Consider the following 17402-nt stretch of genomic DNA (forward strand, 5'->3'; position numbering starts at 1 on the left):
TAGGGACTTTACAACCACGGGTAAAACGCGTTGCTAAATTTCTTTTACATCAATTTGATGTTTTTTCACAAATTCGACGCGTTCACGGATTTGTTGCTCTAGTTGATCAACCAGATTTTTGTTATCCAGCCGCAATTTTTGACGCTCGCCTCCAATATAAAGCCCGCTTTTATTTTTTGCCCCAGCCAAACCCACTTCGGCGATTAACGCTTCGCCAGGACCATTAACCACACAACCAATCACGGAAACATCCATCGGCACAGTAATATCTTCCAGTCGCTGTTCCAGCTCATTAACCGTACTAATAACGTCGAACTCTTGCCGCGAGCAGCTAGGGCAAGCAATAAAGTTAATACCGCGGGCCCGGATGCGCAGCGACTTGAGAATATCAAAGCCTACTTTAATTTCTTCCACCGGGTCGGCGGCCAGAGAGACTCGCAACGTATCGCCGATACCTTCGGCTAACAACATGCCCAAACCGATTGACGACTTAACAGCGCCGCTGCGTTTTCCTCCGGCTTCAGTAATGCCAAGGTGCAGGGGTTGCTCAATCTTGTCGGCCAACAACCGATACGATTCGACAGCTAAAAATACATCCGAGGCTTTAACACTCACCTTAAAGTCGTGAAAGTCTAGTCGTTGCAATATTTCGACATGACGCATTGCTGACTCTACCAACGCCTCAGCTGTCGGCTCGCCATATTTTTCCTGCAGGTCTTTTTCCAGTGAGCCGCCATTAACGCCAATTCGAATGGGAATGTTTTTATCGCGAGCGGCATCTACTACGGCGCGAATACGATCTTCACGGCCGATATTCCCAGGATTAATACGCAAACAATCAGCACCGTACTCAGCCACTTTTAAGGCGATTCGATAATCAAAATGGATATCGGTAACTAATGGGACTGGGCTTTTTTGTTTAATTAATTTGAACGCTTCTGCGGCGTCCATAGTCGGCACCGACACGCGGACAATGTCTGCACCTGCCGCAGCCAACTGCTCTATTTGAGCCACCGTTGCCGCCACATCTGTGGTTTCGGTATTGGTCATTGATTGCACGGCGATTGGCGCGCTATCACCAATTGGCACATCACCGACATAAATACGACGTGACGGTCTACGCTTAATTGGAGTGTCGTGCATCATAACAGGTACTTCCTACAACTTAATTACTTAAAGGAATGGTAAATCGAGCAACGCGTGCTTGTCTGAAACTACTCAAATCGACCGTTTCACCCTGATAACTGATAGAAACGGCTTCTGGTTTGCAGACCGTAACAGAGAACGGCGCTTCGCCCGGCACTGGCATTTGGTACCCCTGAGCTTTAACACCAACTGCCTGAGTTTCACCGGCTGCATCATCAACTTTTACCCAGCACTCCTCGTTAAACTCAAAAACTAACTGTGGCTCAACTGCTGGCGAGGGCTCAGCCACCGGTTCGTTAACTTCGGCTAACTCGCTTTCCGTCGCGGCAGCATCGGTAACTGTTGTGGCCGAATCTTGTCCCGAGGTTTGCTGTTCGGGCTCTTGGTCTTCAGCTACTGGTTGATTGACCGACTCCAGAGCAGTATCAACTTGCTCAGTATCAGTAACCGTCATCGGTTGGTCGGATTGTTGTGGTTGTTCCGACCGCGTCTCAGGATCGTTCGCGGATAAGGAGGTACTGGTGTCACTGCTATCGACTTCGGACTCCAACAATGGCTCTGCTCTCTCTTGCGGCTGCTGCTCACCGCTGGATTGTTCAGTTACCGGTTGGTTAATTGTTGTGTTGGTACTGGACTGCGGCTGTTCAACAGCATCCTGAACATCGTCGCTCAATTGGTTAAAGCTTAAATCACTGTCTTGCCACCACCAAATTACCAGAGCAATAACGACCACGATGACGGCATAAGTGATCAGCATCAGTCGATTGTCGCTTTCTTGATGCTTAACTCGGCGGGAAAAACTTTGCATAGCCGTTGTATCGGGTTCTTTGATCCCTAGCTGCCGGTATGCGGCAAAGATTTTTTCATCATCAGCATCTAACAGTTTTGCGTAAGAGCGAAGGTAGCCCTTGATAAAAGTTGGGGTGGAGAATGAATCGTACTCATCGGCTTCGAGCAACTCGATAATTTGCAGTCGCAAACGCAGGCGGTCAGCTACTTCTCGCTGACTTAAGTTCTTCGCTTCCCTAGCTTCTTTTAAAAGATGACCGGGTCCTTTGACAGGTTCCTTCTGCTGTTGTGCGGTGGCTTCTTGATTGGTGTTATCTACCGCGTTTTCCTCAGTCTCATTCGATTGGTTATCAGCAGTCATGTTAATTGGGTATTTCCCTGTTAGTTCGCTACCCCCTTTCGCCTTGGCTTAGCGATGGGAAAGGCACTGTGCGCGGTTAGCTGCAACGGTCTGCTGGAAACGTTCTGCCTGATCAAACATAGCCAGCGCCTGTTGCGTATCACCGGACAAGCACAGCGCGATAGCGTAATTGTTATACAATGCGCCACTCTTAGGTTGCCATGATAACGCTTGTTGGTAAAGTAGCAACGCAGATTTGACGTTTTCTTTGCGTAAATACCACTGCCCTAAGGCTATTATAACGCTTTCTGCGCGCGGCGCATCGCTATAGGCTTTATCAAGATGAGTGCGCGCCCGCTCTAATTGGTCGCGCTTCATATATTCAATTGCCAGCTGCAGCCGGCTTTCTCCGGCTTCGCTAAGCTGCGCGTTTGGGGAACCCGCGCAACCAGCCACTAGCAGGCTCACCACGATAAACTTTTTCATTCAAACAATCCTTGTTCAAATTAAACGGCACCAATTAGAGCACTAGTATAGCTGTTAGGCGCTTTTCACGCCTATTTCGTCGCCGCGGGCAGCCTGCTGACGTTTTAAAATACGCTTGGTCCGGTCGATAACGTCGCCGACCAGTTGACCGCAGGCAGCATCGATATCGTCGCCGCGTGTTTTACGAACCATGACGGTAAAGCCATACTCCATTAAAACCTTGGCAAAACGGTCAATCCGCGAGTTACTGGAACGACCATAGCCGGAACCCGGAAACGGATTAAAAGGGATAAGATTAATCTTGCTGGGCGTGTCTTTTAAAGTGCGCGCTAATGCGTGCGCTTGATCGGTCGAGTCGTTGACATGATCCAACATGACGTACTCGATCGTCACTTTATGTTGCGCTTTTGACTGCTCAACGTAGCGCCGGCTAGACGCCAGAAATTCTTCAATATTATACTTTTTATTAATCGGTACGATTTCATTACGCAATTCATCGTCCGGTGCATGCAGCGATATCGCTAACATCACATCAATTTGTTCACGCAGTTTATCCAGAGCAGGAACTACGCCGGAAGTACTGACTGTAACCCTGCGTTTGGACAGGCCAAAACCGTAATCATCCAGCATAAGTTGCATCGCCGGAACCACATTGTTCAGATTAAGCAAGGGTTCACCCATGCCCATCATCACCACATTGGTTACCGGTTTAATTCCTGTCTTGCCGTAAGCACCAAGTAACTGGTTAACACGCCAAACCTGACCGATAATTTCAGCCACGTTCAGGTTACGGTTAAAGCCCTGTGCACCGGTTGAGCAAAATGTACATTCGAGTGCGCAACCAACCTGTGATGAAACACACAACGTGGCACGATCGCGTTCAGGAATCCACACTGTCTCAACGTCTTGCCCGTCAAATAGAGTCATTACAAACTTAATGGTACCATCAGAGGACTGCTGCTGTTCTCTAATTTCAGGCGCCCTAATCTCTGCAACTTGCTGTAACTTTTGACGCAATGCTTTGTTCAAGTTGGTCATTTCGTCAAAGTCGTCGACACAAAAATGGTACAGCCACTTCATGACCTGGTCGGCACGAAATGGTTTCTCACCGATGTCGCTGAAAAACTCTTTCAGTCCCTCGCGGTTTAGGTTGAGAAGATTCACTTTTTTGTCGATGGTATTGGTCATATAAATCCTGTTGTGGGCCTGCGGCGGTGTAGACTCACGCTTTGCGCTTGCGGTATGGGCTCCGGCTATGCCGTCGCGGCGTGGCGTGCCGCCTTTCGGCGCACGGGTTTAGGGGCTTCGCCCGTCAATAATTAAACACGAGCGTAGCGAGTCTATACCCGCGAAGCGCCACACCGCGAGGGCGCAGCCGGAGCCCACCCCGCGAACGAAGCGGGCCTATCTTTTAGCGTGTACGTGGGCAGATTTCTTCGTCGCTGAAGAAGTAAGCAATTTCACGTGCTGCTGATTCAACGGCATCTGAGCCGTGGACTGCGTTTTCGTCAATAGTTTCAGCATAGTCTGCGCGTAGCGTTCCTGCCAGTGCTTCTGCTGGGTTAGTAGCACCCATAATTTCACGATTTTTTAATACCGCGTCTTCGCCTTCCAGCACTTGTACAACGATTGGGCCAGACGTCATAAACTCAACTAGCGCGCCGAAGAAAGGACGCTCTTTGTGTTCTGCGTAAAAACCTTCTGCTTGCTCTTTGCTCAGGTGCATCATTTTAGCTGCAACAATGCGAAGACCCGCGCTTTCAAAACGAGTATAGATAGCGCCAACTAAGTTTTTAGCAACTGCGTCGGGCTTGATGATTGATAAAGTGCGCTCTAAAGCCATTTTCTTACTCCAAAAAAGGTTTTAACCTGTGATTAAATTTTCCGCGCGAATTATACGGGATATTTGTTTAAAAATCGACTACCGATTGATTGTTTCCAACTGCTTTCTGAGTTAGGATGACATTATTATATAGCCATATAGACGTCCATTTGACGTAAGGAGTTGTAAACATGGCCCAGGCAACATTAGGTGGCGGTTGTTTTTGGTGTATAGAATCAGCCTTTCTACAGGTTAAAGGCATTGAGAAAGTTCAGTCGGGATATACCGGTGGAGATACTGAGAACCCAACTTACAAACTGGTATGTACCGGCACCACCGGACATGCAGAAGTCGCTCAGCTAACCTATAACCCGGAGGTAATTTCTTACCGCCAAATCTTAGAAATTTTCTTTACCCTGCATGATCCGACACAGCTGAATCGACAAGGTAATGATGTTGGTACTCAGTACCGCAGCTCGATTTTTTACCACGACGACGAACAAAAGCATGAGGCTGAGCAAGTTATAAAAGAACTTGAAGAAGACGATGCGTTCGCTGATCCGATCGTGACAGAAGTATCAACGTTAGAAACGTTTTGGGCAGCTGAGGACTATCACGAAAACTATTTTAATCGTAATCCTGAAAACCCCTACTGTCAGGCGGTTATATCACCGAAGCTGGCGAAGTTTCGGAAAACGTTTTCCAGTTTGCTGAAATAGCTTGCGTCGCTGACGCAAGTCAACACTCAAGGCAGTTACGTCTATGACGCGACTGCCTTGAGCTTATTATAAACCTGCAAAATATGTTCTATGGCGTGCTCGACGTCTGCTTCGCTGGTTTGCCGACCAAAACTGAAGCGCAGCGAGGCGTGCGCCAACTGGTCGTTAATGCCAAGAGCTCTAAGCACGTGGGATGGTTCGACGCTGGCAGAAGTACAGGCTGACCCGGACGAAATCGCTAAATCTTTTAACGACATTAATAAGACTTCGCCTTCAACCCCGGCGAAACGCAAATTAACAATGTTAGGTACTCGATATTGGTCGCTGCCGTTAAGCTCAATGCCATCGGTTGCTAGTAGTGGTTGTAAAAACTTAGATCGTAGCTGCTCAAAGTACTCGATATCTTGCTGCATTCTGTTCGCCGCCACTTCTGCGGCTTCGCCCAGCCCCACGATCTGGTGAGTAGCAAGAGTTCCGGAACGCATTCCCCGCTCGTGTCCACCGCCATGAATTTGAGCCTCGATTCGTACTCTTGGTTGCCGACGAACATATAACGCACCAATGCCCTTAGGACCGTACATTTTATGCGCGGACAGCGATAGTAGATCAATTGGCAGGCGACTGACATCAATCGGTAATTTGCCGACGCTTTGCGCCGCGTCGACATGAAATAGAGTGTCATTATCACGGCAGATTTGACCAATCGCCTCAATATCCTGCTGCACCCCAAGCTCGTTATTAACATGCATAACACTGACCAAAACCGTGTCTGATCGCAATGCTGAGCGCAGTTCGTCTAAATCGATACGACCATCTTGATCAATCTCTAAATAGGTAACCTCGTACCCTTCTTTAACCAATTGAGTCGCTGGGTCTAATACCGCCTTATGCTCACTTTTGACGGTGATCAAATGTTTGCCTTTCTCTTTCAAAAAGTGCGCAACGCCTTTCAGCGCCAAATTGTCAGATTCAGTCGCTCCCGAGGTGAAAACAATTTCACGCGCATCGGCATGAATAAGATCGGCGACCTGATTGCGGGCTATATCAACTGCTTCTTCGGCTTGCCAACCATACCGGTGAGAGCGCGAGGCAGGATTGGCATAGACGCCATCGCTGGTAAGAAATTGCATCATCTTCTCGGCCACCTGCTTGTCGACCGGTGTGGTTGCCGCGTAATCCAGATAAATAGGCAATTTCACTGCGCAATGACTCCTTTAGTGTTTATCGGTAGTGCTAAATAACGTTAAGTTCTATTTTATCACTCGCCTGACGTTCGCTCATAAAAGCGACGTCTTTGCTATCCATCAGCTCCGCCAACGTAATGCCATTTAAGAACTCAGCAATGCGGTCGCTCAAACCTTCCCATAGTGAATGAGTTAAGCAGCGTTCACCTCCCTGACAATTGGCTTTACCCTGACAACGGGTCGCATCTATCGACTCGTCCACAGCATCAATAACCGCGCCAACAGAGATTACTTGAGCATTTTTACCCAACTGATAGCCGCCGCCGGGACCCCGAACACTATGTACTAAACCGCGTTTACGCAGTCGTGCAAACAGCTGTTCAAGGTAAGAAAGTGAGATACCTTGTCGTTCTGAAATATCGGCCAGCGGTACTGGATTTTCCTTAGCAAACATAGCTACATCCAGCATAGCCGTTACGGCATACCGGCCTTTTGACGTCAGGCGCATGATCTAATCCTCTTCGCTTCGCGTATTCGCCAAGTTTACTTTCCTGACTAAATTAGTCAAGTATTAGCATTTCTTGTCGATCGAAGCGAGAATGCCGCGCAAAATGTTAAGTTCGCTCTCTTCCGGTCGCGCCCGATTGTACAAGCGTCGCAACTTAGTCATCACTTGCCCTGGATGGCTTTTAACAATAAACCCAGTGTTATAAAGCGTTGTTTCAAGGTGTTGATAAAACCGTTCTAGCTCTTCAGCCCGCGGATAATCGCCGATATCTTGTTGTTGCTGATAACGCGATTGTTCGGCCTCTGCCTCAAGATGCTGCAAACGCAATTCATAACACACCGTTTGCACTGCCATCGCCAAGTTCAGCGAGCTGTAATCTGGATTAGTCGGGATATGCAAATGATAATGGCTCAATTGCAACTCTTCGTTGGTCAGGCCATTGTTCTCACGCCCGAATACAATCGCCACCTTATGCTTTGGAGCCTCCGACAATACTTTTGCCGCGGCCTCCCGCGGTCCTAAAACAGGCCAGTCCAAGGTGCGGTTACGAGCGCTGGTTGCTAATACCAACGAGCAATCACTAATGGCCTCTTGTAGGGTATCAACAGTGTTGGCATTGGCCAGAATATCAGTCGCTCCGGCAGCTAATGCAGAGGCGTGACTGTCTGGCGCTTGCACCGGATCGACCAGCGTTAATTGCTTTAAGCCCATCGTCTTCATCGCTCTGGCTACAGAGCCTATGTTGCCGGTGTGTGAGGTATTTACGAGTACAATTTTAATAGTATCAAGCATGATGTTTGGTCTGTTTGTTGACTGTCTGCTGCTGAATAAAAGTTGTGCATGATAGCGCATTACTGGTATTATCCGCGACCGAAAAATCGTTCTTTGACAGCACAGGTAATTTGAATATGCATCCGATGTTAAACATTGCGGTGCGCGCAGCGCGTGCAGCCGGCAAAATTTTAGTCAAGCAGTTTGATCAAGGTCAACCGATCGACGCAGTCTCGAAAGGCCCTAATGATTGGGTATCAGAGATGGACAAGGCGGCCGAACAAGCAATCATTAGCACTATTCGTAAATCGTATCCAGACCATGGAATTATTGCGGAAGAGAGCGGCCAACAAGCCGGTTCGGATAATGATTTCCAATGGGTTATTGATCCGCTGGATGGCACCACAAATTACCTGCGCGGTATCCCTCACTTCTGTATTTCTATTGCGTTGTTACATAAAGGCTCTGTGCAGCAGGGCGTGGTCTACGATCCGATTCGTGAAGAGTTATATACCGCATCACGCGGCGCCGGTGCGCAATTGAATGGCCGTCGTTTGCGGATTTCTCCGAAAGTTGAATTAAAAGATTCAATACTGGCGACAGGCTTTCCATTTAAGGCAAAACATAAGTTGCCGGAATACCAGCAAATGTTTAATAACCTATTTGAACATTGCGCAGACATGCGCCGTGCGGGCTCTGCCGCTTTAGATTTAGCCTATGTAGCAGCTAGCCGCCATGACGGTTTCTTCGAAATGGGATTAAAACCTTGGGATATGCTGGCTGGCGAATTATTGATTCGCGAAGCCGGAGGTATCATCTGCGACTTTAACGGCGGTCACAACTACGTACAAACTGGCAACGTAGCCGCCGGCGCACCTAAAGTCCTGAAGCAAATGCTGCCATTGATGCGTCTGTAAAAAGACGACTGTAACGTGCGTCCTTGACGCACGTTACAATTAAACCGCGTTATAGACGCGACTTACTGCAGGTCGATTTCTTCTAGATCCAGGTCGTAGGAATAATCGATTTCAGCGAGCTCTTCCCGCAGTTGGTATTTTTCTTTAATTTGTTCTATCTCACGCCACTTGCGCTTGGCTGCGCGTCCTTTAGATGACTTTTCACTGACTTTCTGAAGCTCTTCTGAATGATCCATACTTGCCTCTCAGCTTTTATAATTATCAATTTAGCGCACGCGAACCAATTGTCAGAAAAATGTTTCTGTTAACAATTAATTCACAACTAACTTAATACCATAACAGCGGTGAGATTAAAAGATATTTGTTACGAAAATGTTGCAAATTCATCATCTTTCGATGACCATTTTATTCCGAATCAAGGGAGCGACGAGCGGCATTCCATAGCAGCCGCCGAGGAACACGAATGGCTTCGCCCCATCGGCAAGCCGATGGTCGGATCCGTCGCACCTTTACCCGTCACCCTCGGTGCGGATAAAAAAACCTCCACCCGCGATCCCTCAGAGTCACGTTTTTAAAAACGATTGGTGTTAAATGCTCTGATGTCCATGGCTACCGGGAAGTCCCTTCAGATCTTGGGTAGCCTTCGGCTCGCCGAAGGGGCAGGAGGTCGTCGACAACTCCGATGGTCGGATCCGTCGCACCTTTACCCGTCACCCTCGGTGCGGATAAAAAAAAACCGCCATCCGCTATCTGAGAACCGAATAAAGAGCCTTTTTTCGGCATCCCCGATACCAATAACATCGTTCCCATTGCACACCGCGGACGCGAATAGCGGCATTCCAATTGGGCCGCCGAGGAACACGAATGGCTTCGCCCCATCGGCAAGCCGATGGCTACCCACGATATGAACAATATCCAGCAATCCCGAAATATCGATTTTTTAAAAACGATTGGTGTTAAATGCTCTGATGTCCATGGCTACCGGGAAGTCCCTTCAGATCTTGGGTAGCCTTCGGCTCGCCGAAGGGGCAGGAGGTCATCGGCAACTCCGATGGTCGGATCCGTCGCACCTTTACCCGTCACCTTCGGTGCGGATAAAAAAACCTCCACCCGCCCCCCGCGATGCCATCAAGCGCCCCAATTAATCGGCTGACGCCCTACGCTTTGCAGGTAGTCATTGGCTTTGCGGAAGTGGTGAGCGTCGAAAAAACCACGGTGGGCGGATAGGGGCGATGGGTGTACCGTTTTTAGAATGCAATGTTTAGAGCCATCAATCAGCTCGGCTTTCTTCTGCGCGTGGGCTCCCCACAACATAAACACGATATGCTGATGCTTATCAGCCAGTTTTTGAATCACCGTATCGGTGAAAGTCTCCCAGCCCCATTTTGCATGACTATGCGCTTTGCCCTGCTCCACCGTCAGTACCGTATTCAGTAACAAAACACCTTGCTCTGCCCAACGCGTCAAATCGCCGTTTTGCGGAGGCTGACTATCCGGGTAGTCAAGCTGAATGGCTTTTAAAATATTGCGCAGCGATGGCGGCAGCTTTACACCCTCTGGCACAGAAAAACTCAGCCCGTGGGCCTGGCCTGGACCATGGTACGGATCCTGACCCAGAATAACAACTTTTACGTTATCCGGCGGCGTCTGCGTTAATGCATTAAAAACGTCTTCTTGTTCAGGGTATACCGTGCCCTGCTGCCGCGCTGCTGCGACTTTTGCCATTAAATCGGTAAAGTACGGCTTGGTTTTTTCATTGCCAAGCAACGGTCTCCAACTTTGCTGTTTCTCTGGAATCACTTAAGCCTGCTTTGTTGTTGTAGTAGACTGATGCCATTATTGGCAATAATCGGACTTCACGCAACGTGCGAGTAATTCATTTTGTAACCGGCGGGTTTTCTGGGGGAGCAACCCAGGTAGCCGCAAACTTGGCGCAAATGCATAACCTATACCCACAAGTTGAACCAATACTTGTGTTACGTAAAAAGGCGCATATGCCAACAGCTAAGGTTGAACACCTTAAACAAATGGGTGTGCGTGTTCATATCGTTAATAACTGGTCGCACATAACCACTATTATGGCGTTAATTAGATTGTGCCTACAGTTGCGACCGGATATTTTTGTCGCCCACGGATTTAGCGAACATATTTGGGGACGCATAGCGGCTATTATCGCCAAGGTGCCTCATATCGTGCAGGTGGAACATAACACTCGGGAGCGCTATACACGCTTACGCCTAGCGCTTTCTCGCTGGTTAAATCGCTATACCGATGCACTGGTTGGTTGCTCGGAAGGTGTGCGCCAGGTCCTACTAAAACGAGGCTACCCGCAAGCTAAGTGCATAGCCATTAGCAATGGCATTAACACCCGACCTTTTGTTGAAACTCCCGCACCACTTGTCGAGCGTAAGCGACAAATCATAATGATTTCGCGGATAGCCAAACAAAAGGACCACGCCACGCTTATTCGCGCTGTTGCCCAACTCAAATCTGCCGGTATAGAATTGCCGCTACTATTGGTTGGCAAGGGCAAAAGTAAAATCACTAAACAGTTAACTGAGCTGACCCAAGCGCTGGGTGTTGACTCACTGGTTCAGTTTTGTGGTTATCGAAGTGATGTACCAAAACTGCTGAATGAAAGCCGCATTTTTGTACAATGCACCCACTACGAAGGTATGCCATTAACACTTATTGAAGCGATGGCGGCTGGCTGTGCGGTTATCGGTAGCGAGGTACCCGGGGTACAAGAAACCATTGAGGAAAACTTTAATGGCCTCCTCCATCGCCACGCTAGTGCCGATGACCTTGCGCAGAAAATAAAGCGATTACTCGATAACGATGATTTTGCGCAGCAGCTTGCTGTTCGGGCCCGTGAGCAGGCGCTTAGTGAGTATTCTCAAGAACAAATGAATCACCGCTACTATCAGTTATTCCAACAACTTATTAGCCACAACGGAAATCCTAATGCATTCTGACGTCCCTATTCTGCTGATCAATTTAGATCGCTCAAAACAGCGCTTACAGTCAGCAACTGAACAATTAAATCAATGGAGGTTGCCCTTTACACGAATTAGCGCGGTTGACGGCAAAAGTCTGGACGAGAATACAGTTAAGCGCGTATTTGATGAGGATAATGCTCGCTGCCGTTATCCCTACGACTTAACTATCGGTGAAATTGGCTGTTATCTGAGTCATGTAAAATGTTGGCAGTACATTGTTGACCACAAACTCGACTTTGCCGTTATTCTGGAAGATGATCTGTGCTTGAACGCCGATACACCCAAGGTGCTTGATCAACTGCGAAAAATAACAACGGAGTGGGATTATATAAAGCTCGCCTCACCTTATAAATTTCGTCCTTATCATATCGTAGAGCAATTAACTCAATCGAATCCCACCATTTCGTTGGTTCGCTATCGCCAAAAAATACCGTCGGGAACGGTAGCGCAAGTGATCAGCTATCGCGGCGCTCAGCGTTTATTACAGCAGCGCCCGCCGTTCTTTAGACCAATTGACGTAGACATTCAGTGGCAACACGAATTAACACTAGATACTTTTGGTCTATTGCCCTACATTGCCGATAATGCAGATGCGCCTAGCGAGATCCAGCAATTAGCCACACGCAAAGCGCTGAAACAACGACGCTGGGTAAAACTAAAAGAATTATTGCGCTTTAAATTAAAGATATAACACTATGACCTATTTTCTGAACAAACTGATAGCACGCAAGTTTCCTCGCAAACTTAAGGCAACGCCTTTACACGCGACTTTTAAAAGCCGTAATGGACTATTTGTACATATTCCCAAGGCTGCAGGCAGTGCTGTTTGTATGTCTTTGTTTGGACATCAGGTGGGGCATAAAAAAATTGCCGATTATTATTTTAGCGATTACCAAGGCACCGCCTCGCTATTTAAATTCGCCTTTGTTCGCCATCCGATAACTCGGTTTGAATCGAGCTTTCACTTTTTACGCAGCAACAGTCCTTTTCTAAGCGATAAAGGCATGCAACAACAGCTCGCTAAATTTGCTGATATTAATGCTTTTTGTGACGCCTTTTTAGCGGATCCCAAAAGCTACAGCAGCTTGCATTTTGTGCCTCAGTATCAATTTTTAAGCTATACAGGTAACCGCAAAGACAAGCAAATTGGGGTTGACTATATTGGCCGTTTTGAGTCTATCGACGAGGACTTTGCAACCGTTTGTCAGCAACTCGGCGTGAGCCGAGAATTACCGCAATTGAATGTCAATAAACAGCTCCAGCGGCTATCGCTGGATGCAGAACGCAGCGAGCGTTTACGAGAGTATTACGATACCGATTTTTATTTGTTCGGCTACAACTTATAAAAAAAGCCCAGTCTGAACAGGCTGGGCTTTTTCTTGAGAACAACAAGCTATTCGTCTTTATATTTATCAAACCAATGCAAAATATATGCGACTTTATTCATCAGGTTACTTGGCCGCGCGTAGATACCATGACCAGAATCCTGAATACGCACCATTGCGGTTTCGACCCCGGCAAGTTTAAGTGCCTGATAGTACTGCTCGGTCTCAGACATTGGCGTGCGGTAGTCATTCTCACCTGTTAGCAACATGGTTGGCGTCGTTACATTGCCGACGTAACTGATCGGTGAGTACTTCATGTAATGTTCCATGTTTTCCCATGGCAGGCCGGGGAACCAATACTGATAAAAGTAATTGTACATATCTGCGGTTAACACAAAGCTGTACCAGTTAATCACCGGCTTAGCGACCACAGCAGCTTTAAAGCGATCGGTATGACCAACAATCCAGGCGGTTAATACACCACCGCCACTACCACCGGTAACAAACAGTTGATCTTCATCGATAAAGCCTTTATCAATAACCGCATCAACACCGTCCATCAGATCGTCGTAATCATGGCTCGGGTAATTTTGGCTGATTTCATTCGCAAATTCGTCGCCATAGCTGGTGCTACCGCGCGGGTTGGTATACAACACCACATAGCCGGCTGCGGCAAATAACTGCACTTCCGCCGCAAACCGAGGTCCATAATTAGTATGCGGTCCGCCATGAATTTCTAGCATCAAAGGATATTCTTTGCTGGGATCAAAATTAGGTGGGTATGCAACCCAGCCTTGTAAATCCAGCCCGTCGACGCTCGATTTATAGTTAATTTCTTCAACCTTAGCCAGTTGCTTGTGGCCCAGCGCGTCTTCGTTCAGCTGTGTTATCTGCTGCGTATCACCGTCGTCCCAGATACTTAGCTCGGCAGGAAGCAGTGGGTTTGATAGTGTATAAAGAATTTCATCATTATCGGCTACTGAAAAGTCTCCACCACCGTAGGGACGACTATAGGACAAACCACCCACCCGGTCGGTCAGTGTTTCCATCTCGCCATCTAAATCGGTACGGGCCAGATAACCAAGGCCATGGTCGTCATAGCTAAAATAAATACCGTCGCCATCGCTATCCCACTCAAAGCCGGTAACGCTACGATCTAAATCTGCCGTGAGTAGCTTGCTGTCTGAACCGTCGGCGGCCATCACATAAAGCCGGGTTACCTGAAAACTTTTGCCATTGTCGTCATTTCCCAGGTAAGCGATATAGTCACCATTAGGAGATACTGAGGGCGAACGATCCGGTCCCTTACGATCGGTGACTTGCTTAATTTCACTGTTGCTTACGGATACTTGATACAACTCACTGTTGGTTGGTTGACGGAATGCATCCTCGCGGCGGTTAGCAGAGAACAAAATAGAATTACCGTCGGCACTCCAGTCCAACTCACCACCGTGGTTATAATCGCCTTCTGTTAGCTGCCGAGGTGTTCCACCTTTAGTCGGTACTACGTATATATGCTGGAAGCCATCGCGGGCATAACCACCGCCATCATAGCGATAGTTGTCTTTATCGATATATTTGGGCGACTCTGTCCAGTCCGCACCCTCGGGTTTCCCCGGCAGCGAAACAGGGGCCGGCTTCGCTTCAGGAGTGAACATAGAAAAGGCTAAGTGCTGACCATCCGGTGACCAGGATAAACCTGAGGGGGCCTGGGTTAAATCGGTGACCGCGGCGTGCTCGCCGCTATCTGCCCAATATATATGAATTTGCGGACTACCCGTTGCCGTAGAAACAAACGCCAGCCGCTTGCCATCGGGAGACCAGACAGGCTGGCTCTCATTCGCTTTATCGCCGGTTAACGGTCGAATATCGCCGTCGGGTAAGATTTTCCATAACCGACCCACTTTACGGTCATTATTAATATCCATCGACTGGCGAACAAACACGCTCCAGTCACCGCTTGGATGAATGGTTGGTGATGACGCATATTCCAGCGTGAACACATCTTCAAGTTGTAAGTGCTGTTGATGATCATCCGCCGACGCGGATGCAGACAACAGTACTCCCGCCAATATTGATAAAGTATATTTCATGGTGTGCCCTTTTATGACAGTGGAGCCAGAACTCTGCTTAAACATTTCATCAGTTGTAGCCTTCTATGTCTTTTTTAGCAAGGGACCAACAGAAAATTTCGATGGAACCACAAGCGATGTCGATTACTGGTACGCTGCCGCTATTTGTTGTTTTGAGAGGCTTCGATCTGCTGAATTTTTTTCCATAGCTCGTCAGCTTCCTGACTGATCATAGAGCTGCCTCGAATATCACCGTTGCGTTGCAAGTTCATCGACTTTTCCTGCAAACTTTGCAGTTCTTTTCTGAGTTTTTTGGTGGGATTTTTTTTGAATAAACCAAACATGTGATTATTCCATAAAGGTGTGGAGCCTTTGATTACGGAATATTTCGCCGTTTAGATTCAAAAAAGCCACGTTTTAGCGTGGCCTTTTTAAGGTACTTACTACAGCAAGAATTAGAAAGCGTAAGAGAAACTGACAGACGCGAAATCGCGGTCGGTTGTCGCGTCGTAATCGCCGCCACTAAATTGCGTGTAGCCTAAGCTCACTTTATAAGTAGTTAAGTAGCTCGCCGTCAGGTTAAGACCTAACGATTTACGATCTTCGATAAAGTTGCTGTTCGGTGAATAACCATCAACGTCGTGATTGAACTGAACCACTGGTGTTAAGCCCCAGCCCTGCCATACGTTGCTGTACTCAAACTGGAAGCGAGTGCGATAGCCCCATGAGTTTTCAGTGACAAAGCCGTCGCAGTTGCCCGCTGCCGCTGGACCCACTTCAGAAGGCAACAAACATTTACCAAACAAGGGTAAACGCCCATAACGTTGCTCTTCCAGCCCTGGCATGTCATGCACCTGATTCATCGCCAGTTCACCGACAAAGGTCATGCGGTCAGAACCCCATAAACGATCCAGGAAACGCACGAAGCTTGCTTGTGCCTGACTGACGTCTAAACGATCGTAACCATTGGCTAAACCACCCAGTTCAGTACTTTGAACACGGTCACCAAAAGTGCTTGGCACGTTAGGACGCAGACCTGCGGTCAAAATTTCTGTGGTATTAATTTGTACTGGCGTATCTTTACGGAAGCTGTATTCACCGGAAACCGACCACAACCCAAGATTCGTGCTAAAGCTCGCGCCATAGACTTCGGTATCTTCAGGGTATTCGATAACCAGACGCGGCCCGTCAACCGGATAGCCGTTAGGTGTTGCGTAGGTATAACCTGGATTCATCCGATCTTCGGCTGACATATACTGCTCTGGATCAACGGTCCAGTTATACGCCGAGATAATGGGTGTATTGTTGTGCAGATTTAAGAAGTAGAAACCGAATTCAGTGCCCAGATCCAGCGAGTAATAACGGAAGTTAACACCCCATTGACCGCTGTCGGAGGCTTCTAACATTGGATTACTGCCAATGTAAGCACCAGCCATTACCGATTCACGGTCACTTAATTCACTGCCAGGCTCATCCAATTGTGGGTTAAGAGTAACTTTACCGCAGCCAGGGCCGCCAATGATATCAACACTTGAGAAATAGGTACCACAGCCATCAAGCTTAGTGTTATCCCACTCGTACTGATAAAAGGCTTCCATGTTGATGTCATTGGTTAAGCCCATATTCACGCTAACCATACCAACCGGTAACAAAGCTTCTTTAATTTCAGCACCAGGGCGGCGTGCTGCGTTCACATCAAGCGGATTAATGTCATTGATACCGTTAAAAACGAAGGTGCTTTCACCCCAGCTCAAAACCTGCCGACCGACTCGCAAACTGGTTGGGATATCACCCATATCGAAGTTTGCCCAGACGAAGGCATCAAGCAGCTCGGCGCCGCTACCCTGAGAGTAATCATCAAAGATTTCATCATTTAGGGTGGTGTTAGGAATATAGTTATTGCCCGGATGTCCGTGTGCCATTTCTTCTTCTGACACCACATAGTCGTACCAGTAGTTAAAACGGATAAAGGCACCGTAGTCACCGCCATCGATACTCAAGTCGTGCACGCCCTTAAATACCGAGCTGACCAGATCGCCTTTATCGAAGTTCAGGTTGCCGTCGTCACCAACACTTGAGCCGGCGGTTCCACCAGCACGGTTGCCCGGATGGATTAAATGCAGAGACGGATCTTCCATGCGCCATGCGGCACCATAGGACAAGATAGAATCGAATTTGATATCGAAATCACCGACTTCAAAATCTGCTGCCTGGGTCGGCAGTGTAACGGCCAGCGCAATGGCCGACGCTAGAGGTAATTTTTTTAGCATAGTTGTTCTTCTTTTCATTGTGAGCCACCTACTATTTTTAACTTTTACGGCGGT

General features: G+C 47.9%; 18 protein-coding genes. 5 read left to right on the forward strand and 13 right to left on the reverse strand.

Translation table 11 applies throughout. The features are described 5' to 3' along the window. Positions 1-33: 33 nt before the first annotated feature. The 5 genes from ispG to ndk all read right to left on the reverse strand — a co-directional run bounded on the left by ispG (position 34) and on the right by ndk (position 4604). Entirely contained in the window at positions 34-1146 is a 1113-nt protein-coding gene (ispG, locus tag CWI81_RS06590) for a flavodoxin-dependent (E)-4-hydroxy-3-methylbut-2-enyl-diphosphate synthase (RefSeq protein WP_126784525.1), read from the reverse strand. 19 nt (positions 1147-1165) lie between these two features. Continuing rightward, positions 1166-2296 carry a RodZ domain-containing protein gene (locus tag CWI81_RS06595; protein WP_126784526.1) on the reverse strand — a complete coding sequence of 377 codons (1131 nt, stop codon included), beginning with the start codon at positions 2294-2296 and terminating at the stop codon, positions 1166-1168. A 48-nt stretch (positions 2297-2344) separates the two neighbouring features. Next, positions 2345-2761 carry a tetratricopeptide repeat protein gene (locus CWI81_RS06600; protein WP_126784527.1) on the reverse strand — a complete coding sequence of 139 codons (417 nt, stop codon included), beginning with the start codon at positions 2759-2761 and terminating at the stop codon, positions 2345-2347. A gap of 54 nt (positions 2762-2815) precedes the next feature. Continuing rightward, positions 2816-3949, reverse strand: a complete 1134-nt coding sequence (gene rlmN / locus CWI81_RS06605) for a dual-specificity RNA methyltransferase RlmN (RefSeq protein ID WP_126784528.1) — start codon at positions 3947-3949, stop codon at positions 2816-2818. 223 nt (positions 3950-4172) lie between these two features. Beyond that, positions 4173-4604: a nucleoside-diphosphate kinase gene (gene ndk, locus CWI81_RS06610; RefSeq protein ID WP_126784529.1), complete on the reverse strand. Its 432-nt coding sequence runs from the start codon at positions 4602-4604 to the stop codon at positions 4173-4175. 170 nt (positions 4605-4774) lie between these two features. Between ndk and msrA the strand changes: the two genes are divergently transcribed. Then, positions 4775-5302, forward strand: coding sequence for a peptide-methionine (S)-S-oxide reductase MsrA (gene msrA, locus CWI81_RS06615; protein ID WP_126784530.1), 528 nt, complete (start codon positions 4775-4777; stop codon positions 5300-5302). Between the two features lie 41 nt (positions 5303-5343). On the opposite strand, the gene CWI81_RS06620 is transcribed toward msrA, so the two are convergent. The 3 genes from CWI81_RS06620 to trmJ all read right to left on the reverse strand — a co-directional run bounded on the left by CWI81_RS06620 (position 5344) and on the right by trmJ (position 7786). After that, on the reverse strand, positions 5344-6501 hold the full coding sequence (locus CWI81_RS06620; protein WP_126784531.1) for an IscS subfamily cysteine desulfurase: 1158 nt from the start codon (positions 6499-6501) through the stop codon (positions 5344-5346). A 34-nt stretch (positions 6502-6535) separates the two neighbouring features. Further along, positions 6536-6994: a Fe-S cluster assembly transcriptional regulator IscR gene (gene iscR, locus CWI81_RS06625; protein WP_126784532.1), complete on the reverse strand. Its 459-nt coding sequence runs from the start codon at positions 6992-6994 to the stop codon at positions 6536-6538. Positions 6995-7057: 63 nt separating this feature from the next. After that, positions 7058-7786: a tRNA (cytosine(32)/uridine(32)-2'-O)-methyltransferase TrmJ gene (gene trmJ, locus CWI81_RS06630; protein WP_126784533.1), complete on the reverse strand. Its 729-nt coding sequence runs from the start codon at positions 7784-7786 to the stop codon at positions 7058-7060. A 116-nt stretch (positions 7787-7902) separates the two neighbouring features. Between trmJ and suhB the strand changes: the two genes are divergently transcribed. After that, on the forward strand, positions 7903-8682 hold the full coding sequence (gene suhB, locus CWI81_RS06635) for an inositol-1-monophosphatase (RefSeq protein WP_126784534.1): 780 nt from the start codon (positions 7903-7905) through the stop codon (positions 8680-8682). Positions 8683-8744: 62 nt separating this feature from the next. Here the strand turns inward: suhB and CWI81_RS06640 are convergent, their stop codons facing one another. Both CWI81_RS06640 and ung read right to left on the reverse strand, forming a co-directional pair. Then, positions 8745-8918 (reverse strand): DUF3545 family protein, encoded by a 174-nt coding sequence (locus CWI81_RS06640; RefSeq protein WP_126784535.1) that lies wholly within the window; start codon positions 8916-8918, stop codon positions 8745-8747. Between the two features lie 892 nt (positions 8919-9810). Next, a complete protein-coding gene (ung, locus tag CWI81_RS06645) occupies positions 9811-10479 on the reverse strand; it encodes a uracil-DNA glycosylase (protein WP_126784998.1) in 669 nt (222 codons plus the stop codon). 68 nt (positions 10480-10547) lie between these two features. Between ung and CWI81_RS06650 the strand changes: the two genes are divergently transcribed. The 3 genes from CWI81_RS06650 to CWI81_RS06660 are packed head-to-tail and all read left to right on the forward strand — an operon-like array spanning position 10548 to position 13027. Then, the gene (locus CWI81_RS06650) at positions 10548-11657 is read left to right on the forward strand and encodes a glycosyltransferase (protein WP_241970376.1); all 1110 of its coding nucleotides are present in this window, start codon (positions 10548-10550) and stop codon (positions 11655-11657) included. Then, on the forward strand, positions 11647-12372 hold the full coding sequence (locus tag CWI81_RS06655; protein ID WP_126784536.1) for a glycosyltransferase family 25 protein: 726 nt from the start codon (positions 11647-11649) through the stop codon (positions 12370-12372). The genes CWI81_RS06650 and CWI81_RS06655 overlap by 11 nt, the downstream gene beginning before the upstream one ends. Before the next feature lie 4 nt (positions 12373-12376). After that, positions 12377-13027, forward strand: a complete 651-nt coding sequence (locus tag CWI81_RS06660) for a sulfotransferase family 2 domain-containing protein (protein ID WP_126784537.1) — start codon at positions 12377-12379, stop codon at positions 13025-13027. 47 nt (positions 13028-13074) lie between these two features. On the opposite strand, the gene CWI81_RS06665 is transcribed toward CWI81_RS06660, so the two are convergent. The 3 genes from CWI81_RS06665 to CWI81_RS06675 form a co-directional block, all read right to left on the reverse strand. Continuing rightward, on the reverse strand, positions 13075-15099 hold the full coding sequence (locus CWI81_RS06665; protein WP_126784538.1) for a S9 family peptidase: 2025 nt from the start codon (positions 15097-15099) through the stop codon (positions 13075-13077). 140 nt (positions 15100-15239) lie between these two features. Beyond that, entirely contained in the window at positions 15240-15422 is a 183-nt protein-coding gene (locus CWI81_RS06670) for a DUF6435 family protein (protein ID WP_126784539.1), read from the reverse strand. Positions 15423-15533: 111 nt separating this feature from the next. Continuing rightward, positions 15534-17366, reverse strand: coding sequence for a DUF1302 domain-containing protein (locus tag CWI81_RS06675; protein ID WP_241970377.1), 1833 nt, complete (start codon positions 17364-17366; stop codon positions 15534-15536). Between the last annotated feature and the right edge of the window lie 36 nt (positions 17367-17402).

Origin of the sequence: Idiomarina seosinensis, from assembly GCF_003987275.1 — a bacterium.
Taxonomy (GTDB): domain Bacteria; phylum Pseudomonadota; class Gammaproteobacteria; order Enterobacterales; family Alteromonadaceae; genus Idiomarina; species Idiomarina seosinensis.